Raw genomic sequence first — 22924 nt, forward strand, 5'->3', positions numbered from 1 at the left:
CCACGCCATTGATCATCATAAGTACAATGGTCGAATTAAACGAATAAGACACATTCCCACTTTTATTTACTACTATATGTTTTGGTACATCGCCACGGGGTTATTGCTACAGACAGTTGAATATATCGCCACATCTGCTTAAAACACCGTTTCATCTAAATTATTATTTTTCTGATATTAGCATCCCCACCTTGTGCAGCATGCTTTTATAATCGCATCAGTGAATTGTTATCCGGACATGTAATTCGGTCACAATCCACTGGATGAAGAGACTTGAGGCATTCACCACGTGTCCACCAGTAAGACAAAAAGATAGGCTATATGATCTTAAACGCAGCCAAACAGCTGTTAAACACACTAAAAAACACCACCTGGTACAAAAAGCGTCACTCCAACCGAGTCCTGCTCTGGCGCGAAATCACGCCGTTGGCCATCCCCATTTTCATCGAAGGATTGTGTGTGGTACTGATGGGGATCTTCAGTACTTTTCTGGTGAGCTGGCTTGGTAAAGAAGCCATGGCCGCCGTGGGACTGGCGGATAGCTTCAACATGCTGATCATTGCCTTTTTCACCGCTGTCGCGCTTGGGACGGCGGTTGTTGTCGCATTTAGTCTCGGCCAGCGTAACCGTAAACAGGCACGACAAGCCGCACGCCAATCAATCTCATTGCTGGTGCTAATTTCCTTGCTACTGGTAGTGCTGGTTGAAATCGCGGGACAGTCCATCATCGATCTGATTGCCGGTAGTGCCGAACCCGCGGTCAAATCGTTGGCGCTGACATTCCTGCGCCTAACTGTCTGGGGTTACCCTGCACTAGCGATCACGCTGGTAGGGTGTGGGGCATTACGGGGCGCTGGCAATACCCGCTTACCGATGGTTATCAATATCTGGATGAATATCCTGAACATTCTGTTTAGCGGCGTGTTGATCTATGGTGTCTCTTCATGGCAAGGGCTAGGATTTATCGGGGCGGGATTAGGGATCACACTCTCCCGTTACCTGGGGGCGTTTTGTGTAGTGTTCGCACTGACAAAAGGTTTCAATGGTGCACTGCGTATCCCCTTTCAGAGTTATTTCGCTCCGTTTACCACAGTCATCCTCTACGAAGTACTCAGCATTGGCATCCCGGCCAGCATTGAGTCGGTGATGTTTAATGTCGGTAAATTGATCACCCAGCGTTTTGTCGCCGGCATGGGGACGGAGGTGATCGCCGGCAATTTTATCGCTTTTTCGATTGTTGCCTTGATCAACCTGCCGGGTAATGCCCTGGGCTCAACATCGACCATTGTTGTCGGTTCAAGACTGGGCAAAGGGCAACGCATGCAACCGGAGCGACAGCTGAAATATATCTTTTGGCTTTCGAATATTGGCCTGTGTGCGTTAGCACTGCTGTCAGTCCCCACCGCCGGATTGTTGGCTGCAATGTATACCAATGAACCTGAGGTGATTCAGGTTGTTAAACACCTGCTCTGGTTGAACGCGCTATTTATGCCAGTATGGGCGGCATCCTGGGTACTGCCAGCCGGGTTAAAGGGAGCCAAAGATGCCAGTTATACCATGTGGGTAGCACTGGCTGGTATGTGGGGGTGTCGGGTGATCGCAGGTTATATTCTGGGCATCATGTTGGGTTTTGGTGTGGTCGGCGTCTGGATGGGTATGTTTTTTGACTGGATTGTCCGAGGCGTGCTGTTTTATCACCGTATGGTTAGTGGAAAATGGCTATGGCGCTACACCATCCCAAACAGGAACAATCAGTAAAAAAACTACTGGCGGTGATGTTCCACTGACACCAGCGACGAAAAAATCTTCATGGTATGCAATGCATTGGTCAGGATGTCATCCCCTGACTTTTATCTTTCATCATTATCATGACACTGCGATGTAAAATCCATTTGACCATGCATAGGTGGTCGTCAATACTGCCGAAAACTAATAAAGGGTATAAACCCCGCCATCAGGCTAACTAACAGGAGTGAGCAATGAAAAAAACTATTATGGCCATCAGTCTGGCAATCGCGGCATCTGCAGTCACGCTGCCGTTCGCCAGTCAGGCTGCCGTCAAAGATGAAATGGGTGCGATGGCAAAGAGCTACAAAGGGGCCTCAAGTGCCGCGGATGCCGCCACACTGAAAGCCGATCTGCTGAATATGAAAGCACATGCAACCAAGGCTAAAGCAGACCCGGAATTCAACAATAGCCCAAACAGCAAGGTCTTCAATGAAGGGCTGGACAAACTGCTCAAACAAATTGATGCCGCCATTGCACTGGTTGATGCAGGCAAACTTCAGGAAGCGAAAGCGGCTACTGATGAGCTGAAAAAAACTCGCGCAGAGTACCACAAAAAACTGGGCGTATAACCCGTCATGATTCTATTGCAGCAGTGAGATTTATTATCACTGCTGCATTTTCCTTCCCTACCCCACCGATGCTTAATTAAAATAAAAGCATTAATCCAATCATCGAAGAGTAATATTATCACGCTAATCTCTACAGGTGACTATCACCAGAACTTCTGTTTTTTTCAGAAAAAAATTCTCGTTTATTTTAATTTATCGTATTATATCACCCGTGAGTTATTTTAATTTCCTGATATGAATAAACACCGAAAAAAAACACCTTGATAAGCCTTCCTGACATCGACGCCTTTAGATTCTATCGCAGAAATAATTTTAGATTAAAATATTCACACAGCCAAGAAAACTGGAACTACTGGAGAAACCAACTATAACATTATAGTGTCTTTCATCATATTTCATACACCGATATGGATAAAGACTTCAATTGATAGGATGTCAATATTGCGCATTCTATTTATCACTCAACCTAAAATATAACCATCTGAAATGGAGATTCATTCATGCCTCTATTTGATTCGAAAAACAACGCCACCATCAATAAAAAAGAACACAGCTTTCGTCAAAAAATGTTCTTTTCCTGTGGCTGTTTAGGTTTAAGTCTTATTTTCATGTCCACTAATACATGGGCAAGTGTTGAACCATTGTCTGTCAGTGGAAGTAAAATCTATGCAGGAGGAAAAGTCAGAAGTTTTTCCGGTAATAGCTTATTCTGGAGTAATACCGGATGGAATGCGGAGAAATTCTATACGGCAGAGACGGTTGCCTCGCTTAAGAAAGACTGGAAATCCAGCATTGTTCGCGCAGCAATGGGTGTACAGGAGTACGGTGGTTATCTTCAGGACCCGACCAATAACAAAGCCAGGGTTGAAAAGGTCGTGAATGCAGCGATTGCCAACGACATGTATGTCATCATCGACTGGCACTCGCATTCAGCAGAAAATAATCGTAGTGAAGCTATAAGTTTCTTTCAGGAGATGGCCAGGAAATATGGTAATAAGCCCAATGTGATTTATGAAATCTATAACGAACCACTCCAGGTATCATGGAGCTATACCATAAAACCGTATGCGGAAGCCGTCATTTCTGCGATCCGCGCTATTGACCCAGATAATCTCATTATTGTTGGCACCCCTAGTTGGTCGCAAAACGTTGATGAAGCATCACGAGATCCCATCAATGCCAACAATATTGCTTATACACTGCATTTCTATGCGGGAACGCATGGCGAGTCATTGCGAAATAAGGCACGACAAGCGATAAATAACGGTATTGCGCTTTTTGTTACCGAGTGGGGTAGCGTTAATGCAGATGGAAATGGCGGAGTGAATTATTCAGAGACAGATGCCTGGGTCACGTTTATGCGTGATAACAATATCAGCAACGCGAACTGGGCATTGAATGATAAAAATGAAGGGGCTTCCACCTATTACCCTGACTCTAAAAATCTGACTGAATCAGGTAAGAAAGTAAAATCAATCATTCAAAGCTGGCCTTATAAAACCAGTAATGCAGCCAGAGCGATGGCTGAATCTGAATCCTCCGACGATATCTCAACCGACATTGACAGCAACAGTGCTAACACACCTGATTCATCGGCTACGACTAATTGTGCCAATGTTAATATTTACCCCAACTGGGTCAGTAAAGACTGGGCTGGTGGCCAAGCTGATCATAACGAAGCGGGTCAGTCGATTGTTTATAAAGGCAGCCTCTACACCGCTAACTGGTATACGACATCCGTTCCAGGCAGCGATGCATCCTGGGCGTTGGTGGGCAGTTGTAACTAGACCGGTTACAATGCATTGATTTAAATATAGAAACAGGGCTGCGCATTGCAGCCCTGATGCACATGTCGTTTGATTAATTACGTTCAAACGCGCCAAGATCCGGTGCACTTCCTGAATAACTAATATTGCTCTCCTTCGTACCGGCATTGATCAACTTTGAATTAGCCGACAGACGAAACAATGATGTTTCCGGTAATGTTCCATCGGTATCACGTGTTACCGTAGCCAGCGAGGTATCCAGGCTAACGAAATCAGACTCGGAGGCTGCTGGCCCTGTATCCCACGAGTTGGATTTTGCATCCGCATTGCTTACCGTTACCGAACCAGCCACTGAAATATTGTTACGAAAATAGTGCTTCTGCCCTGACTGTAGATTGTTACCAAATCCATAGTTAATGCCGTTTTTATATGACGTATTATTTATTACCGTCACACCACCAGCATTATTGTTCTGATCAAACCCTTTACTTACATTGCCAAATGCAACAGAGCGAGTAATTTGGTGATTACCAACCGCCTTATTACCACCCAGTTTAAATCCATTACCATTACCAGCGAATGCGCTGTCACTCCAATAGTTGATTCCATTACGGAAAGCCCAGCTATTCTCAATCACTACCTTTTGTGGGCTATCAAATAAGTCAAACCCATCATCTGAGTTTTCCCAGGCCCGACAACCAATAAAGCGGTTACCTGGACCTTGCTTCTGCTTCGGACCAAAACCATCGGCCATGCTACCATTCTTTTTAGGATCATAATTGCGGTAAGCGTCTGAGTTAATAACGGTATTGTATGCACCACCATTATTGATCTCAAGACCAGTATTACGATTATGATGGAACGCAGAGTTTTCAAAGGTATTATGGCTACCGATGACATAGGCACCCTGATAACCAGCCCGTGTTACCTCAACACCTTTGAAATACCAATAATCCCCCGTCACATAGAATCCGTATGATGCCTGTACCCATTGACTGTCTGGAAATGAAAAATCAAATACGGCGCGACCACAATTAGCCGCCGCTACATAAATTGGTGATCCTTCTTTTCCTGATTTATTAAACGTAATGGTATTACCTTTCCCCTGGCTATAGGGAATAGTATACGTCCCGGGCTTGAGAAGAATCAGCTCACCTGGGTTAACCACAGCCATCGCAGCAGAAAAACTCATTGGAGAATTAAAGCTATTGCCATCATTGCTACTATTACCATTAGGTGCAACGTAATAAATACGTTTAGTGCTAACTCCACTGGTGAGATCAGAACTACAATCTGCGGCCAGAGCAGAGGTACTATTTACCAAAAAGAATGCTGCCAACCCGGTACTGATGAAACAGTTTAAATACTTCATCTCTTGCCCCATTTATGTTGTAAAAATCATTTATCCATTAGCCCCAAGATGCCTACACCAAACCATGCTATCAGGAAAATAAATCGTTATTGCGCTATCTATCCGACATCAATAGCGGTATTGATGACTGAATGAATCAGCCCCGTCAAAGTTAAGCAACCTGGCTCGGTAAATATCATGTTGAAAGAAAATGATATTCCTTCGACTATCCATGAGCAAAGGTTGTGTTGAATACATAGCATCCTGCATATTGGGGTGAGGTGAGTATACTCTCTTTAGGCGATATGAAGATAAAGAAACCCATGATGATACTCAACCACCAAAGAAATTTATCCCCCTAAAAAATGACATTACATCATAAAATAACAGAGATAATACATTTTTAGCCATTCCTCACTCACCTAAATAAAAATATCGTTATTAGTATATGAATTCAAAAATGAGAAATAGCGCAGTCGGCAACATTCTGTTTGCTGATAACTGAACCATCACCCATCGCTGCCATCACCTTGTACCAGTTGGTTTAATAGCGGGCGTATACCACGAGACAACTCGTAAAAACACGCCGTTATCTCTGTTGCTTTATTGCTCCACTTCCAACACCAACGACTGGACTTACACATGAATGAAACTGATAAAAGCATTGTCTCCCTATTTATTATCGGCACGCTGATTGCCGTCGGCAAAGTACTGGCAAGCAGCAAACCCATTACACTCCGACTGTTCGTAGGGCGTGTGATGCTGGGAGGATTCGTCTCGATGATGGCGGGTATCGCACTGGTTCAATTCCCCGACCTGTCACCGGTTGCCATTAACGGCATTGGCGCAGCACTTGGCATCGCCGGTTACCAGGCGATTGAATTGCTTATTCAACGCCGTGTTCAACAACTGAGCGAACAGACCAAACCGGAGGAAAATGACGATGCCCACTAACTCACCCAATCTGACCGCATTTCTGGATATGTTGGCATTTTCCGAAGGGACCGCAACACACCCACTTACTCGTAATCGCGGCTACGATGTCATTGTTACCGGCATTGATGGTAAACCGGAGATCTTCACCGACTACCATGATCATCCGTTTGCTAACGGCCGCCCGGGAAAAATCTTCAACAAACAAGGGCAACGCTCTACTGCAGCTGGGCGCTATCAACAGCTCTACCGCTACTGGCCGGCATACAAGGCGCTGTTAAAGCTGCCGGATTTCGGGCCCGATTCACAAGATACGCTGGCTATTCAGTTAATCAGGGAACAGCGTGCTCTCGACGACATCGCGCAGGGACAGGTCGCCAGCGCCATCACTCGGTGTAGCAACATCTGGGCTTCATTACCAGGGGCTGGCTATGGCCAACGCGAACATAGTATAGACCGCCTCCTTACCGCCTATCAGCAAGCAGGAGGAGAACTGGCATGAAAAGCAGCATGATCATTGCTGCCATCATAATGCTACTTAGCGCTGGAATCGGTGTGCAGTCCTGGCGGCTGCACACCAACCGGCAGTTGACAGAGCAGCAGGCACAAACACTGTCGTTGCAACAAACAGCACTGAATGAAAAATCTAGCCAGTTAACAGCTCTGTCTGAGCAGGCTGAACGTAGCAACATTGAGCAGGCACGTTTACGCGATATGGCCGCAGACACCCAGGTTGCTCTTTCCGAGAGACAAAAAATGATAGTGAGATTACAACATGAAAATGAAGCGCTTAAACGCTGGGCTGATTCTGAGCTGCCTGCTGATATTATCCGGTTGCGCCAGCGCCCCGCCCTCTCAGGTGGTCGTGCTTACCGTGAATGGTTGTCCCAGACTGACTCCCTGCCGGTTTCCACCCGCCAACCCACAAACCAACGGTGAATTAAACACTCAACTGGATGAGACTGAAGCCGCACTGGCAACCTGTGCCGACCAGGTGGACGCAATCATCGAGTGCCAGGCAAAAAGCAATGCTGCAGATGCCTCCGCGACGCTACACACGGTTCAATGGGCCAAGGCACCGAAAGAGCCGTAGTAAAGCTCCATTGTTAGGTGGCTGATTGAAGGCCACCTTTTTTGTATCTGAAAAGCGGATGCCGCCATTTTGTCGCCACTTGCCAAATTACAGGCACAAAAAAACCGCCTTGTGGCGGTCATGTTCTTTTAATCATTTTCTTATATTACAAGACGTTATCGCATGGTGCCCAGAGCGGGACTTGAACCCGCACAGCGCGAACGCCGAGGGATTTTAAATCCCTTGTGTCTACCGATTCCACCATCTGGGCTCAGAATTTGGAGGCGCGTCCCGGAGTCGAACCGAGGTGGACGGATTTGCAATCCGCTGCATGGCCACTCTGCCAACGCGCCCCATTGTAACGCTACTACTCAACTAACTTGGAGCGGGAAACGAGACTCGAACTCGCGACCCCGACCTTGGCAAGGTCGTGCTCTACCAACTGAGCTATTCCCGCATTCTACAGAACATATTGTTTATTAAGTAATTTCAATAAACTGTGTTGCTGTCGATGCGGTGCATTCTACTTACCTGACGCAGTGAGTCAATAAAATTATCACCTCACCAGAACCGTTTGCTGTTTTTTAAGGCGAGGCGATCAATGTTCAAGCAAATCACGCCAGGCTGCGCTCAAATACTGGAACATTGACCAGAACGTTAATACCGCCGCCACATACAGAGCCACGACGCCCGCCGCCTCAACCATAGGCTCTGGCCGCCACAGTAAACCGACCAACGAGACCATCTGCGCAGTAGTTTTAATTTTGCCAATCCAGGAAACCGCCACACTGCTGCGTTTACCCAGCTCTGCCATCCACTCACGCAAGGCGGAAATGATGATCTCACGCGCAATCATCGTCGCAGCAGGCAACGTAATCCACCAGGAATGGTAGTGCTCGCAGACCAGCACCAGGGCCACCGCCACCATCACCTTGTCAGCTACCGGATCCAGAAAGGCGCCGAAACGCGTGGTTTGCTTCCATAGACGGGCAAGGAAACCATCAAACCAGTCGGTTACCGCGGCAAAAACAAAGATGCCAGCGCATACCATTGGTGCCCAGCTAAATGGCAGATAAAACGCCAGTACAAAGAATGGGATTAGCACAACACGAAACAGGGTAAGCCACGTTGGTATATTAAATCGCATAGCGTCTGGGTAACTGTCTGGCCCGAAAGATAATAGGGTTATGTTGCTACATTGCCTCTAGTGTTTCAATGCATGAAAGATTTTTTCTGCCAACGCATGCGAAATTCCCGGCACATTGGCAATGTCTTCCACACTGGCATTCATCAATGGCTGCAATCCGCCCATGTATTTTAGTAACATTTGACGACGCTTTGGCCCAACCCCCTCAATCGTTTCCAGCGAACTGGTACTTTTGACTTTAGCACGCTGTTTACGGTGACCACTGATAGCATGATTATGCGAATCATCACGAATATGCTGAATCACGTGCAATGCTGGCGAATCAGACGGTAAAGCGATACCCTCACCCGTCGCTTCAAAGAACAGTGTTTCCAGACCGGCTTTACGATCACTGCCTTTCGCAACGCCAAGCAGCACAGGGCGAGAGGTATCCCAGGTCACATGCAATGACGCAAAAACATCCCTGGCCTGCGCCAATTGCCCTTTACCGCCATCAATGACGATCACATCAGGAATCTTGCTTTCATCAATTGCTTTATCGTATCGCCGCCGGAGTACCTGATTCATCGCCGCATAGTCATCACCTGGTGTAATACCCGTAATATTGTAGCGTCGATACTCCGAACGTAGCGGGCCCTCCGCATTGAATACGACACAGGAGGCCACTGTCTGCTCGCCCATGGTATGACTGATATCGAAGCACTCCATGCGGTTGATTTTTTCGATCCCAAGCACAGAGGCCAGCGCCGTCAGACGTTGCTGAATTGTCGACTGCTGTGACAGCTTCGTTGTCAATGCAGTGTGCGCATTCGTGCGAGCCAGTTTGAGATAACGCGCCCGGTTGCCGCGAGGTCGGGTTTGAATCTGAATTTTTCGGCCCGCTTGCTCGGTCAGAGACTCAGCCAGCAACTGATTCTCGGGTAGGGAAAAGTCCAGCAGGATGTCAGACGGCAAGGTACGAGAAACGCTCCCTTGCAAATAGAACTGGCCAACAAAGGTCTGTACCACTTCTGCCAGTTCTGTGCCTCCAGGAACCTTCGGGAAATAACTCCGACTCCCCAGTATTTTGCCCTGACGAATAAAGAGCACATGTACACACGCCATACCGGCATCGAACGCCACACCGATGACATCAAGGTCATCTCCATCGCCAGAGACAAATTGTTTTTCGGTGACACGGCGTACAGCCTGAATCTGATCACGAATACGAGCGGCTTCCTCAAACTTCAGTGCATGGCTGGCCGCTTCCATTCGTTCAATCAGACGGGTTAATACCTGCTGATCCTTACCTGACAGAAACAGACGAACATAATCGACCTGCTGTTGGTATTCCTCTTCGCTAACCAGGCCGCTAACGCACGGCCCCAGACAGCGGCCAATCTGATATTGCAGGCAGGGACGCGAGCGATTGCGGTACACGCTATTTTCACATTGCCGAATGGGAAATAACTTTTGCAGTAGCATCAGTGTTTCACGAACCGCATTCCCATTGGGAAACGGGCCAAAGTACTCGCCTTTGGCATGTTTAGCGCCTCGATGGACAGACAGCCGGGGATGTGTATCCCCGCTGAGGAAAATCATGGGGTAGGATTTATCGTCGCGCAGTAACACGTTATAACGCGGCTGATAACGCTTGATGTAGTTGTGCTCAAGCAACAAGGCTTCGGTTTCAGTATGCGTGATCGTCACATCAATCTGACGGATACTTTTTACCAAAGCCTCTGTTTTGCGGCTGGCAACATGAGTACGAAAGTAACTGGAAAGACGTTTTTTCAGGTCCTTAGCTTTACCGACATAGATAACCGTGTCACTGGCATCATACATACGGTAAACCCCAGGCTGACTGGTTACGGTCTTCAGAAAAGCCTGGGCATCAAAACACTCAGTCACTACTAATCAATGTCTCCGCATTAAAGAGCCCATGACGAATCGCCAGATGCGTCAGCTCTACATCGCCATTAATATTCAATTTACTGAACATTCGATAGCGATAACTGTTGACTGTCTTCGGGCTAAGATTGAGTTGATCAGAGATCTCCGTCACCTTCTGCCCTTTCGTGATCATTATCATGATCTGCAATTCACGCTCAGACAAGCACTCCAGCGGTGTTTCCGTCTGCGGCTCCAACTGGCTTAATGCCATCTGCTGAGCAATGTCCGACGCAATATATCGCTTACCGGCATGCACAGAGCGAATGGCGCAAATCACCTCTTCCGGGGTTGCCCCTTTACTGAGATAACCCGCGGCACCTGCCTGCATCACCTTAGCTGGCAAGGGGTTCTCTGTGTAAATCGTTAGCATTATAACTTTAATTTCAGGGGAAAATCGCACAATTTTGCGCGTTGCCTCAAGACCGTCTATTCCTGGCATGTTCATGTCCATCAGCACAACATCCACACTATTATTACGGCACCATCTGACCGCATCTTCACCGCGCTGCGCCTCACCAACAACCTTGAGGCCTTTGATATCGTCAAGAATGCGCCGCATCCCTGCTCGCACCAGTTCATGGTCATCAACAAGAAAAACGCTAATCAAAGAACAATTCTCCAAAAAGAGTAACACTTACAGACGCGTTTGTTGCAGGTGGTACTACATGGTTTAGAAAAAATGAATACACTTTTTAATTAAAAGTGTATTTTTTATTCTACTATGTGGTATTATTGTTTAAGCTCCTGAATGATACCGAGTGCGTATCAGGCAAGGAACTCTCCACCATCACAGTATTCATATTTCAAACCTGGTTTTTTTAGAGAAACAGACGGTATCACCGCCTAAAAATTTCAAAAAATAAATACAATCAAGAGATTATCAAGTTTTACGATTGTAGGCAATCAGTCACACGACGACTTTTTCCCATCATTGTAACCGCCCTGTCACGTTGTTGCACCGACTGTTTACTACAAATAATACACCTTCCCCAAAATATCCATATAAAAGTTGCAATGTTTCTAATCGAACGCATTTAAAAGCCAAAAAATACGTTAACAAAATATAGGAAAAATGTGGCATAAACAGATAAAAACAATACAACTTCACCGCCTGACAGGATTATTTTCCTCGCCAGACAGATTGTCATCTATGGTATAGTAAGCTCAATTTTTGTTATATCGTCGGCAAGCATAGCGTGTAGACCCCTTCAGGAGCCGTGCGCCGACTTCCGTTTGCCAAAGGAGATTCTATGAATAACAACGACTTCCCGACAGCTTCTATACCAGAAACACTGGCTCATGAAGTGAGCTGTCTGAAAGTACTGATGACGTTGATGCTGAAATCCATCGGTCAGGCTGACGCTGGGAAAGTGATCGTTAACATGGAGAAATACGCGGCTCAACTGGAAGACCCCACCCAGGCTGAGATATTCAATACAACGATTAAGCAAATCAAAACAGTCTACCGTCGCTAATCAAATCCCATCGAACAAGCTTATAGCCACAATTGTTCGATGGGTATAAATCATGCTTGCCTGATTAATAAAAAAACAGAGACAGAAATAGCAATACACAAATATTGACAAGATGTCTTATATTTCGCAGAAAAAAATAGAATTTATTGAGTAGACGCCGGACCTGCATTTAGCCGACTTTATTTAAAGTGAAATTTTCCAAATGAAAAAAAGCGAAAAAAGAAATCACCTTAGTAATTAAATATCACGCATATTGGTATGAGCTGCTAATCATGCTTATGAAAGGAAGTGTTGGTGGGTCGTATAGGGCTCGAACCTATGACCAATTGATTAAGAGTCAACTGCTCTACCAACTGAGCTAACGACCCAACGGGGACGGATTATTCTCCTCTTAACGCCGTCTGTCAAATAGTTCATCCTACTTTTTTCAACCACAGCCTATTCAACGAACACCTTGTAACACATCACTATTTTCCCTTCCTGTTTCCCCTTCCGATTGACTTCCCCGTGTTGCAACCCGATGCAAATAGATGGGTATCGCTTCCTATCATTCACCGGATACGGCTTTACCCGATGAGCAGGCGCGATGTTCTCAACTCATCATCAGATGAATACCGTGTTATTATTAATCATTCTGATTTCTTATCACTTGAGGGTGATTCGTTCTCCCCTTTATCACGACAGACAGGATCCGGAAACTACAACAAATGACAGAACAAACGCCTCACTCCCCGGATAACACCGGGCATAGCGACCTGCGGCGCAATCTTACCAACCGCCATATCCAGTTAATTGCCATCGGTGGCGCTATTGGCACCGGCCTATTCATGGGTTCGGGAAAAACGATCAGTCTTGCAGGCCCATCGATCATCTTTGTTTATATGATCATCGGTTTCATGCTGTTTTTTGTTATGCGTGCGATGGGGGAACTGCTGCTCTCTGACCTTAATTACAAGTCATTTAGTGATTTCGCCGCCGATTTGCTCGGACCGTGGGCCGGATTTTTTACCGGCTGGACATATTGGTTTTGCTGGGTGGTAACCGGTATTGCCGATGTCGTCGCCATCAGTGCCTATGCACAATTCTGGCTGCCGGATTTATCACAATGGATTAGCTCACTGCTTTGTGTGTTGCTGCTCCTGACGTTAAACCTGGCCACCGTTAAGCTGTTTGGCGAAATGGAGTTCTGGTTCGCCATGATTAAGATAGTCGCTATCGTCGCACTCATCGTGATCGGTGCAGGACTGGTTATCATGCATTTCACCTCACCTTCTGGTGCGGTCGCATCCGTGAGCAATCTGTGGCAGGACGGAGGATTTTTTCCTAAAGGGCTCAGTGGCTTTTTCGCCGGTTTTCAAATCGCGGTCTTTGCCTTTGTTGGTATAGAGCTGGTCGGCACCACTGCGGCGGAAACCAAAAACCCTAATGTCGTATTGCCACGCGCTATTAACGCCATCCCCATACGTATCATCATGTTCTACGTCTTTGCGCTCATCATGATTATGTCCGTAACGCCATGGAGTCATATTGCGGCGGATCGCAGTCCGTTTGTTGAAATGTTTGTCCTGGTAGGGTTACCGGCGGCGGCAAGCGTCATTAACTTTGTGGTACTGACATCCGCAGCGTCTTCTGCCAATAGCGGGGTTTTCTCCACCAGCCGCATGCTGTTTGGGTTGGCCAGACAAGGGGACGCCCCGGCACGCTTTGGCCAACTATCTAAACGCGCCGTGCCTTCGGCAGGCCTGCTCTTTTCATGCCTGTGCCTGCTTTCCGGTGTGGTGCTGATCTATTTAATTCCCAACGTCATGACGGCGTTTACACTGGTGACGACCGTCTCCGCTATTCTGTTCATGTTCATATGGAGCATTATCCTGTGCTCTTATCTGGCGTACCGTCGGCATCGCCCACAGTTACACCACACCTCTTCATACAAAATGCCATGCGGTATAGTAATGAGTTGGGTTTGTCTGGTTTTCTTTGCTTTCGTACTGGTATTGCTGACGCTACAGCCGGATACACGGCAGGCATTGATGGTGACACCCATATGGTTTGTGGTGTTGGCAATCGCCTATCAGCTTATTCGCCGACGTAGAATACAGGCTCAGGCATAACCCCCTGACACCAAAAAAATAGCGTGTAAAACAGCCTGTGACTCAATACGGTCAGCTGCACCTGCTGGTATAGCTGACCGTATCCGATTAAACACTTACTGTTTGTCGTACGCCGTTCACCGCGTGCTTTGCTTGTTCACACTGATTCAAAATAGTTTGTGCATGCGAATACAGAATCTTGCCCGCTTCAGTCGGCGTTACGCCACGACGACTACGTACCAGCAATTGCTTCTCCATTTCGCTTTCGAGCGTGGCAACTTGCTGGCTCAGCGCTGGTTGCGCAATATGCAACATTTCAGCGGCCTGGGTCAGGCTGCCAATATCAACGATTTTTACAAAGTATTTGAGCCGTCTCAGATTCATGTGTACCTCCTGAATAGTTACGGCTTGGTAGTAGCAAGAAACGCGCCAGATCATTTCACTATTATCAAAAAAAGTGCTCCAGTGGCTTAACCCACGTAAAAATAAGTAAAAGCAATGGTGACAGCCGCAACAGTAACAATACTAATTCCCCCAATCATGAGCTACTGCCCACCCATAGCTCAGTCCACCCGCACTAAAATAGTGCAAACGTTGCTATCTGAAAGTGCATTCCTGAACAAGGTCGACCATCGACTGGTGTAAAAAACGCCGACTACCGCAATAATTTCAATAATTTGATTATAAGTTCAGCAAACAGTCATCCCCGGCGCTATCATGCTTTGACAAGCACTCAGGCTGCCGCTATCATCCACACCACTTAGCGATTCCTCTGTAGTTCAGTCGGTAGAACGGCGGACTGTTAATCCGTATGTCACTGGTTCGAGTCCAGTCAGAGGAGCCAAATTCAACGCCTCGCAATTCATAAAGAACTGCGAGGCGTTTCTCTTTGTACGCCCCAGTGCCCCGCAATACCATTGCCATGCTGTCAGGTTCAGGTTCGTCACCGTGGAGGCATTAATCAGATATGAAGTCAGATAGTAGTTAATGTTCAGCCTAATAAACTGTGATAATCAATCATTGTTATTTTTTCGCTGCTCATTTTATTTTCTTATTCGAATAAAGTTCGATACAAAATAAACAAACCACACCAGGAATAATACCTGTACAGACTTATATCCCCGCCCCTATACTCGCGATAACACGCTACCAGCCAGCCGACGTTGACTATCACGATCTTATGCAAAAAGAGTGGTAAGACATCATACCTTCAGTGCCGTACATGCATCAGGTAAGGAATAATAGGCAATGAATGCCAGTTAATACGTTATTTTCCACACTGCCATTAATTACCGTAATAAATCAAAAGGATGAAATTACACCAGAGAATTCTGGTGCACACAGGAGGGAATCATGAGGATATTTTTATCCACGCTGGGATCTGCCGGAGATGTTTATCCATTTATTATAATAGGCGAAGCATTAAAGAATGCCGGACTGGAAGTTTACCTTTGCACAAATCCTTATTTTGAAAAAACGGCAAAAGAAAGAGGATTGCAGTTTATCCCGGTTGGTAGCAGTGAGGAATATTTACGCGCCGTTAACTCACAACGCTTATGGAATCAAAAATCCGCATTCAATGAAATGGTTAGGTATATGAATGCCCAACAACAAGCCGCTTATGACGCACTGGAACCGTGGGTCGACAGCACCTCAGTCATCCTCACCTCGCTCTGGTCGTTCTCCGCCAAAATGTTCAGCGAAACCCGCGGCTGCTGTGTTATCCCGGTGCGCGTCACGCCATCAACATTTATCTCCAGTTACGATCCGCCTTATCACCGCCAACTGGCCTGGGGACGTCGGTTACCGATTAGCCTGCGCCGTCTGTTTTTGCATCTCGCCGAGAAATACCTGGTTGACAGAACACTGGCACCTTTTATCAATAGCTTCAGAAATCAACTGCGATTACCGAAAATCGAACGGGTACTGACTTCCTGGGCACATCGTACGGACTCAACGTTACTGTGTCTGTTTCCGGAATGGTTTGCCTCACCCTTGCCAGACTGGCCGCCACATATCCGCCAGGTAGGGTTTCCGTTGTTTAACCTGCTGGATAACCACGCGGATGACTCTCTGGCGCGGTTTATTGCACAGGGGCCGACCATAATGTTTATGCCGAGTTGGGCGCTCAATAGCAAACAGGCATTGATGGTTTCTCTGGTAAAAAAAATCCGCCGACGTGGTTATCAATGCTTAATCGTTGGCAAGCCCAATGATGACTTAGCAAACGATACCGGTATTCGTATCGAGCACCACATCAATCTGAACCGCTATTTGCATCAGTGTGCCGCTGTTATCCATCACGGCGGTATCGGTACGATAGCGCAATCCTTCGCCGCCGGTATTCCTCAATTGGTGATCCCCAGTGCCTTCGATCAATTCGACAACGCACGTCGGGTGACGGCCATGAAGTGTGGTACCTGGCTTAAAGACGACGATATCGACAGGTTCGACGATACGTTATGCCAGCTACTGGACGACCCCGAGATCGCCGCAACTTGTCAGCACATTCGCCAGCAGTGCCTTCCCGGGCCGGTTATCGGTGAACAAATTGTCACAACGGTATGCGATGCCTATGCCAGGCATACCGCAAAGTCCCATTCATCCCCAGGTTAATCCCTCTTCGGGCCATGCTCTACTGATACACCTTCGGACTTACACCTCATCAGGCGATGACATCACAAATCGATAACATTCCTGATGATTTTCCGTGTATTGCATGCCGTCACAGCTACACTGAAAACGTCATGGTGTCAGCGCTAAAATGGCACGCGGCATGCATTACAGAGACACAATCACAACGGTACGTAAAGACAACAACATCAATCCGGTTACAAGGGGGGTTTTATGGCATCGGGAAAATGGCTGCTACCGTTAAGTCTGACGGCGTTACTGGTCAGTGGTGCAGTCCACGCGGTTTCCATACCGGCAGTGGAAGCGAAAAACGGTATGGTGGTCACCTCACAGCACCTCGCCTCACAAGTCGGTGTCGATATTCTGAAAATGGGAGGAAACGCCATTGATGCGGCGGTAGCGGTCGGCTACGCACAGGCAGTCGTTAATCCTTGCTGCGGCAACATCGGCGGTGGTGGGTTTATGACAATCCATCTGGCGGATGGTCAGGATACGTTTATCAATTTCCGTGAAACGGCACCTGCCGCTGCGTCCGCTAATATGTATCTGGATGCGAACGGCAACGTTAAAAAGGATGCCAGTCTGTATGGCTATCTGGCGGCGGGTGTTCCCGGTACGGTACTGGGGCTGGAAACGGCCCGCGAAAAATACGGCAAGCTGACTCGTGCGCAGGTCATGGCACCGGCTATCAAGCTGGCACGGGAAGGCTTTATTTTGACTCGCGGTGATACCGATATCCTCGACACGACCGTCAAACGGTTTAAACAAGACCCCGAGTCCGCACGCATTTTCCTGCGCCCGGACGGCTCAGCCTTACAACCGGGCGACCGACTGATACAGACTGACTTAGCCAACACATTACAGGCGATATCCGACAAAGGCCCTGATGCGTTCTACCATGGTACCCTTCCTCAGGTTATCGAGACAGCCGCCAAAAAAGGGGGGGGTATCCTGACGGCTGCTGATTTCGCCAACTATCGGGTAACGGAAACCAAACCTATCACCTGTAGCTATCGCGGTTATCAGTTCATCTCATCACCACCGCCCAGCTCCGGTGGGATCACGATGTGTGAAACGCTCAATATTCTCGAAGGCTACGACCTGAAAAGTATGGGATTTAACTCGGCGCAAGCTATCCATGTGATGACCGAAGCCATGCGACACGCTTACATGGACCGAAACACCTATCTGGGTGACCCGGCATTCGTTAAAAACCCCACGGAGCGGCTGTTGAGCAAAGACTATGCGGCTCAAATCCGCAAAAAAATCGACGAGACCAACGCCACACCGTCTGAACAGGTCAAACCCGGCATGGAGCCGCATGAAAAACCGGAAACCACCCATTACTCGATCGTCGATAGTCTGGGGAATGCCGTCTCTACCACTTATACGGTGAATGGTCGCTTCGGCGCGGTCGTTATCGCTCCCGGCACCGGATTTTTCCTGAACGACGAGATGGATGACTTCACCGTCAAAATCGGTGAGAAGAACCTGTATGGTCTGGTACAAGGAGAACGCAACGCCATTGCACCGGGTAAACGCCCGCTGTCATCCATGAGCCCGTCACTGGTGACTAAAGACGGCAAAATCTTCCTGGTACTGGGTTCGCCGGGTGGGTCGCGGATTATCAGTATTACGCTGCAAAGCGCGCTGAATATTCTCGATTTCGGCATGCTGCCGCAAGAAGCGGTGGATGCACCACGCATCCACCACCAGTGGTTACCCGATGAGGTGTACTACGAACAACGCGGCCTGTCTGCCGATACCCTCAAGCTGCTAAAAGAACGCGGCTATAAGATGGTGGAACAGACCCCCTGGGGTGCCACCGAGCTTATCATGGTCGGTCTGCCCGGTGTGGAAGGGGTCATCCCTGCTAACTCCGGCAACGACTCCGCCGTGTCTGGCAAAGTCCGTGAAGGGTATCTGTACGGCGCTAACGATTCACGTCGCCCCGCCGGTGCCGCTATCGGTTACTGATAACCCGGTAACCAGGCTTGCTCTGTAGCTTGTTCTACACTACGGGTGTTCGGTACCGAGCCGGGCACCCGCTCCGAAAGTCGAAAGACCCCTACGGCCTGCACCAGTTCTTCCGCCTGACCACTCAAACTTCCTGCTGCTGCCGCCATTTCTTCGACCAGCGCCGCGTTTTGTTGGGTAGTACGCTCCATGCTCACAACAGCATCGCCAATCTGCGATACGCCACTACTTTGTTCATGACTGGCTGAGCTTATCTCGCCCATGATATCGGTCACCCGGCGGATGCTATTGACCACATCATGCATGGTACTACCGGCTTTATCAGCCAGTGTACTGCCGCTTTCGATACGTTCGACACTGCTGGAAATCAGCGCTTTAATCTCACGGGCTGACTCTGCGCTACGCTGTGCCAGCGCCCGCACCTCACCCGCCACCACCGAGAATCCTCGACCTTGTTCACCGGCACGGGCCGCTTCCACCGCCGCATTCAGCGCCAGAATGTTGGTTTGAAACGCAATGCTATCGATAACACTGATGATATCGGCGATACGTTGGGCGCTATCATTGATCTCCCGCATGGTCTCGACCACCTGAGTGACTACGCTTCCACCCTGCTCCGCCACGTGACTGGCCGTCTGAGCCAGTTGATTTGCCTGACGGGCGTTATCCGCATTCTGTTTCACTGTCGCGGATAACTGCTCCATCGACGCGGCCGTCTGCTCCAGCGCGCTAGCCTGGGACTCCGTACGTGCGGACAAGTCATGGTTGCCGTGCGCAATTTCACCGCTGGCCATCCTCACCGATTCAGCACCATGACGCACCTGCGTGACAATACTCCCCAGACTGGCCTGCATATGCGACAGCGTATTGAGAACGACGGTAATTTCATCACGCCCACGGACGGTGATCGGATAGGTTAAATCGCCATTCGCAACCGCTTCAGCAGCCGATTGTGCCTGCAATAAACTGTGGACGATGCCACGCACCATCAACCAGCCAAATACTACCGCGCCGCTAATACCGGCCAGCACCGCCAGAATAGCCAGTGTTTTTAACCACTGGTAACGCTGCACAGATTGGGTGTATTCCTCTTTGGCCACATCAACCTGCAACGTCACCAGTTGGCTGAGTACGGCATGGTTTTGTTTTTCCAGTGGGCTGACTTTGCTGTCATAAAGACGTATTGCCTGTTCCATTTGTCCGGCACGGATTGCCGAGTCGGTAGGCTGTATCCCTTCGCGGTTATAGCGTTGCAAATTCTCAGCAAATTGATCCGCCAGACGCGTTTCCTCTGGCGTCAAATATGTCGCACGGTACTCACGCCACACCTGATCGATCCGGGTCGTATTCTGATTGAGTTCTTCAACGCGTTGTTGTTTATTGGTCGCGTCCGGTAATAACAGCATATCCATCAGTAATATCCGGTTACGCTGCATTAGCCATTCCATCTTTTCCAGTTGGGCCAGTACCACCGTGCGGTCTTCATACACGGTCTTCAGCGAGTGATTGGCCTTTTCGGCGGTAAACATGCCGATAGCGCCCATGATTAGGATGCCCAACGATAGCATCCCGGTGAAACTCCATAATCGTGTCGAAATTTTCATTGTTGCAAAGCCTGTGCTGTGTAATGTCGTCTGTTGTTATGTCTTCATTGACCATACGGCTATCCCGTACTTATCAGGTCGGGAAAATGTTTTTCTGCGGGGTGACGCGGAAACAAGAGATGAACTATATATAAAACCTGTAATAACATAATGTTATCAATTTTCGTACTCGACGGATAAAATAGAATGAAATGGCATTTCACAAGCAGAACTGCATCGCCATTACCGCTTTTCAGCACGGTAAATGTTATTTATGTTATTGAAGGCCGCCATTTATAAAAAACGTCGGAAATTATTTTTTATAGTGTTCGGCAATTAAAAAGAAACGCTTATGATTGATAGCCACTCTTATGGCACTTGTCCGGAGAAAGGAATTCATGCCGCATACCCTGTTACTGCCCCCACCGTTGCATCCGGGCGACACCATCGGTTTTTTCTCGCCTTCTTCACCGGCAACGCACTTCGCTCCGGCCCGTTTTGAGCGGGCGAATGCCTTTCTCCAACAGCACGGTTACCGCCTGCGTGCCGGTTCGCTAACCGGTAAAAGCGACTACTACCGTTCCGGCAGTATTGCCGAACGTGCTGACGAACTGAATACGCTGATTCGCGATCCGGCGGTACGCTGCATCATGTCGACTATCGGGGGTAACAACAGCAACGCACTGCTGCCCTATCTCGACTACGACGCACTGCGCCGGGACCCAAAAATCATCATCGGTTACTCCGACGTGACCGCGTTATTACTGGGTATTTATGCCCGTACCGGATTGGTGACGTTTTACGGCCCTGCACTGGTGGCCTCGTTCGGCGAATTCCCACCGTTAGTAGACGAGACCTTTTCCAGTTTCGTTGCTCTGACTGGCACAGTGCAGCCCAGCCAAACATACGCTCCGCCATCACGCTGGACCGACGAACGGGTGGACTGGAACCAGCAGTCACGAGCCAAAACCACCCATCCCAACCAGTGGCGTTTTGAGGGGAGCGGTTCGTATCAGGGGCGGCTTATCGGTGGCAATCTCAACACCATGGCCGGGATTTGGGGCAGCCCGTTTATGCCGAACATTAATGAGGGCGACATTCTGCTGCTGGAAGACTCGCTGAAGGACATCGCCACCGTAGAGCGCGCCTTTGCGCACCTGAAACTCTGCGGTGTGTTTGACCGGGTAGCCGCCGTGATCCTGGGTAAACACGAATTGTTCGATGACAAGGGCAGTGGCCGTGATTCGTTAACCGTATTACGCGAGGTGCTTAATGGACAACCGCTGCCGGTACTGGCAGATTTTGACTGCTGCCATACCCACCCGATGTTAACAATGCCACTCGGGGTACAGATCAGCGTCGATTTCGACGCAGGCCAGGTCCGGCTGCGCGAACCCTGGCTACATCAGCCTTGATCCGTCGATAAACACGCAGTGAAGCTGGTCAAAAAATCCGTCAGCCATTCCGGCTGAGTGCCGGGCCGGAGCACCAGATAATAGGCAGCCCCTGTCCTCACCGTGCCGCTGAAAGGCATTACTAACCGCTGGCGGCGGAGATCTTCCGCTACCAGCGTCACATCGGCAATCGCAATCCCAAACCCTTGAATCGCGGCACTGATCGCTAAATCCATCGTATCGAACTGCTGATGGCGACGTATCATCTGCTCGCTGATGCCCTGCGTTTTTAGCCACAATTTCCAGTCGCGCTGATCCTGGGTGGGATGCAGTAACGTCAACCGTGACAGTTGCTCCGGCATCAGTGTCGTCTGCCCGGCTGACAACAAGTGCGGTGCCAGCACTGGCGAGAGTACCTCATCGAACAGTTTGCCGTCGTGTTGCACTGGCGCGGTATGTGGCGCAAACACCACCGCCACATCGAAGTCCTCATGGCGAAAATCGACCCCGTGTTCGGTGGTGGTGGTCAAGGCAACATGGATATCTGGCCGCGACTGCTCCAGCAGCATCAAATGTGACACCAGCCAGCGCATAGCGCAGGTCGGTGCTTTCATGCGGATAGAGCGCCCTTCACGCACCTGATCGGTTACCCGAAACAGTTGCTCGAACACCTCACGGACTTCTGGCAGTAACTGGTTGCCCTGCGGGGTGAGCCGCAAGCCGCGTGCATGGCGCTGAAACAGTGCAAACCCCAGCCACGCTTCCAGTGACGCGATTTGACGGCTTACCGCCCCCTGGGTCACAAACAGCTCCTCTGCCGCCCGGGTGAAATTGAGATGGCGAGCGGTAACCACAAACGCGTGTAGTGCATTGAGCGGTGGAATACGTTTATTCATGTTCAGCAATGCCCTTCAACCGGTAGCCATAAGTAAACTGATTACATAACTATGCAAAAGAACAGCACAACCACTGACCTGTTCATCCAGCATCGCTGGTGCTAATGGCCGCTCATTTCATCAGGCATGCAGCTCGTCATCACAGCAACTTATCGCTGAAAGAGGATAAAATCACCAGGAACAGCCCCAAGCCATGCATTTTTCTCATGGCTATTATGACAACAATTCGATTGTGGTACTACTACCGGCAACGTCTAATGCATGAATAGTTATTCATTTATTACGTTTTGACGTACTGTGTTATTAACGTCTCGTGT

The 22924-nt window shown here is 48.7% G+C and carries 18 protein-coding genes, 5 tRNA genes and 1 pseudogene; 13 read left to right on the plus strand and 11 right to left on the minus strand.

Annotation, left to right across the window (positions count from 1 at the left end):
* The first annotated feature begins 321 nt into the window (after window positions 1-321).
* The 3 genes from FAZ14_RS02480 to FAZ14_RS02490 all read left to right on the plus strand — a co-directional run bounded on the left by FAZ14_RS02480 (window position 322) and on the right by FAZ14_RS02490 (window position 4144).
* Window positions 322-1758 carry an EmmdR/YeeO family multidrug/toxin efflux MATE transporter gene (locus tag FAZ14_RS02480; RefSeq protein ID WP_016940934.1) on the plus strand — a complete coding sequence of 479 codons (1437 nt, stop codon included), beginning with the start codon at window positions 322-324 and terminating at the stop codon, window positions 1756-1758.
* A 221-nt stretch (window positions 1759-1979) separates the two neighbouring features.
* Window positions 1980-2357: a cytochrome b562 gene (locus tag FAZ14_RS02485; RefSeq protein ID WP_038925745.1), complete on the plus strand. Its 378-nt coding sequence runs from the start codon at window positions 1980-1982 to the stop codon at window positions 2355-2357.
* Window positions 2358-2857: 500 nt separating this feature from the next.
* Complete coding sequence (locus FAZ14_RS02490) at window positions 2858-4144, plus strand: cellulase family glycosylhydrolase (protein ID WP_038925746.1); 1287 nt, start codon at window positions 2858-2860, stop codon at window positions 4142-4144.
* Between the two features lie 73 nt (window positions 4145-4217).
* On the opposite strand, the gene FAZ14_RS02495 is transcribed toward FAZ14_RS02490, so the two are convergent.
* Complete coding sequence (locus FAZ14_RS02495; RefSeq protein ID WP_029456293.1) at window positions 4218-5495, minus strand: right-handed parallel beta-helix repeat-containing protein; 1278 nt, start codon at window positions 5493-5495, stop codon at window positions 4218-4220.
* A gap of 621 nt (window positions 5496-6116) precedes the next feature.
* Between FAZ14_RS02495 and FAZ14_RS02500 the strand changes: the two genes are divergently transcribed.
* From FAZ14_RS02500 to lysC, 4 genes are read left to right on the plus strand one after another with little or no spacing between them, the layout of a single operon-like run.
* Window positions 6117-6428, plus strand: coding sequence for a phage holin family protein (locus FAZ14_RS02500; RefSeq protein ID WP_016940938.1), 312 nt, complete (start codon window positions 6117-6119; stop codon window positions 6426-6428).
* Entirely contained in the window at window positions 6412-6909 is a 498-nt protein-coding gene (locus FAZ14_RS02505; RefSeq protein ID WP_420890229.1) for a glycoside hydrolase family 24 protein, read from the plus strand. Before FAZ14_RS02500 ends, FAZ14_RS02505 begins: the two co-directional genes overlap by 17 nt.
* Complete coding sequence (gene lysB / locus FAZ14_RS02510) at window positions 6906-7346, plus strand: Rz-like lysis system protein LysB (RefSeq protein WP_016940940.1); 441 nt, start codon at window positions 6906-6908, stop codon at window positions 7344-7346. The genes FAZ14_RS02505 and lysB overlap by 4 nt, the downstream gene beginning before the upstream one ends.
* Window positions 7231-7500 carry an Rz1-like lysis system protein LysC gene (lysC, locus tag FAZ14_RS20250; protein WP_235914461.1) on the plus strand — a complete coding sequence of 90 codons (270 nt, stop codon included), beginning with the start codon at window positions 7231-7233 and terminating at the stop codon, window positions 7498-7500. Before lysB ends, lysC begins: the two co-directional genes overlap by 116 nt.
* Window positions 7501-7663: 163 nt before the next feature.
* On the opposite strand, the gene FAZ14_RS02515 is transcribed toward lysC, so the two are convergent.
* The 6 genes from FAZ14_RS02515 to uvrY form a co-directional block, all read right to left on the minus strand.
* Window positions 7664-7750 (minus strand) — tRNA-Leu (locus tag FAZ14_RS02515).
* Window positions 7751-7758: 8 nt separating this feature from the next.
* A tRNA-Cys gene (locus FAZ14_RS02520) sits at window positions 7759-7832 on the minus strand.
* A gap of 28 nt (window positions 7833-7860) precedes the next feature.
* Window positions 7861-7936 (minus strand) — tRNA-Gly (locus FAZ14_RS02525).
* Between the two features lie 141 nt (window positions 7937-8077).
* A complete protein-coding gene (gene pgsA / locus FAZ14_RS02530; RefSeq protein ID WP_016940982.1) occupies window positions 8078-8626 on the minus strand; it encodes a CDP-diacylglycerol--glycerol-3-phosphate 3-phosphatidyltransferase in 549 nt (182 codons plus the stop codon).
* A 57-nt stretch (window positions 8627-8683) separates the two neighbouring features.
* The gene (uvrC, locus tag FAZ14_RS02535) at window positions 8684-10516 is read right to left on the minus strand and encodes an excinuclease ABC subunit UvrC (protein ID WP_153507980.1); all 1833 of its coding nucleotides are present in this window, start codon (window positions 10514-10516) and stop codon (window positions 8684-8686) included.
* Complete coding sequence (uvrY, locus tag FAZ14_RS02540; RefSeq protein WP_020477017.1) at window positions 10509-11165, minus strand: UvrY/SirA/GacA family response regulator transcription factor; 657 nt, start codon at window positions 11163-11165, stop codon at window positions 10509-10511. Before uvrY ends, uvrC begins: the two co-directional genes overlap by 8 nt.
* Window positions 11166-11808: 643 nt before the next feature.
* Here uvrY and FAZ14_RS02545 point away from each other — a divergent pair.
* Window positions 11809-12033, plus strand: coding sequence for a DUF2594 family protein (locus FAZ14_RS02545; RefSeq protein WP_016940985.1), 225 nt, complete (start codon window positions 11809-11811; stop codon window positions 12031-12033).
* A 292-nt stretch (window positions 12034-12325) separates the two neighbouring features.
* Here FAZ14_RS02545 and FAZ14_RS02550 read toward each other — a convergent pair.
* Window positions 12326-12401 (minus strand) — tRNA-Lys (locus FAZ14_RS02550).
* Window positions 12402-12740: 339 nt separating this feature from the next.
* On the opposite strand from FAZ14_RS02550, the gene cycA reads away from it, so the two are divergent.
* Window positions 12741-14144 (plus strand): D-serine/D-alanine/glycine transporter, encoded by a 1404-nt coding sequence (gene cycA / locus FAZ14_RS02555; protein WP_016940986.1) that lies wholly within the window; start codon window positions 12741-12743, stop codon window positions 14142-14144.
* Between the two features lie 96 nt (window positions 14145-14240).
* Here cycA and FAZ14_RS02560 read toward each other — a convergent pair.
* Window positions 14241-14507 (minus strand): annotated as a pseudogene (locus FAZ14_RS02560) (LysR family transcriptional regulator); the annotation flags it as partial.
* A gap of 384 nt (window positions 14508-14891) precedes the next feature.
* Between FAZ14_RS02560 and FAZ14_RS02565 the strand changes: the two are divergent.
* The 3 genes from FAZ14_RS02565 to ggt all read left to right on the plus strand — a co-directional run bounded on the left by FAZ14_RS02565 (window position 14892) and on the right by ggt (window position 18734).
* Window positions 14892-14967 (plus strand) — tRNA-Asn (locus tag FAZ14_RS02565).
* Between the two features lie 509 nt (window positions 14968-15476).
* Window positions 15477-16739, plus strand: a complete 1263-nt coding sequence (locus tag FAZ14_RS02570) for a glycosyltransferase (RefSeq protein WP_029456306.1) — start codon at window positions 15477-15479, stop codon at window positions 16737-16739.
* A 231-nt stretch (window positions 16740-16970) separates the two neighbouring features.
* Window positions 16971-18734, plus strand: a complete 1764-nt coding sequence (gene ggt, locus FAZ14_RS02575) for a gamma-glutamyltransferase (RefSeq protein ID WP_153507981.1) — start codon at window positions 16971-16973, stop codon at window positions 18732-18734.
* Here ggt and FAZ14_RS02580 read toward each other — a convergent pair.
* Window positions 18728-20338, minus strand: coding sequence for a methyl-accepting chemotaxis protein (locus FAZ14_RS02580; protein WP_016941033.1), 1611 nt, complete (start codon window positions 20336-20338; stop codon window positions 18728-18730). The two genes, ggt and FAZ14_RS02580, sit on opposite strands and share 7 nt — an antisense overlap.
* A 377-nt stretch (window positions 20339-20715) precedes the next feature.
* Here FAZ14_RS02580 and FAZ14_RS02585 point away from each other — a divergent pair, with 377 nt between their 5' ends.
* Window positions 20716-21732, plus strand: coding sequence for a S66 family peptidase (locus FAZ14_RS02585; RefSeq protein WP_153507982.1), 1017 nt, complete (start codon window positions 20716-20718; stop codon window positions 21730-21732).
* On the opposite strand, the gene FAZ14_RS02590 is transcribed toward FAZ14_RS02585, so the two are convergent.
* Entirely contained in the window at window positions 21723-22607 is an 885-nt protein-coding gene (locus FAZ14_RS02590; RefSeq protein ID WP_016941035.1) for a LysR family transcriptional regulator, read from the minus strand. The two genes, FAZ14_RS02585 and FAZ14_RS02590, sit on opposite strands and share 10 nt — an antisense overlap.
* Between the last annotated feature and the right edge of the window lie 317 nt (window positions 22608-22924).

The sequence above is a fragment of the Dickeya oryzae genome (assembly GCF_009372235.1).
Taxonomy (GTDB): domain Bacteria; phylum Pseudomonadota; class Gammaproteobacteria; order Enterobacterales; family Enterobacteriaceae; genus Dickeya; species Dickeya oryzae.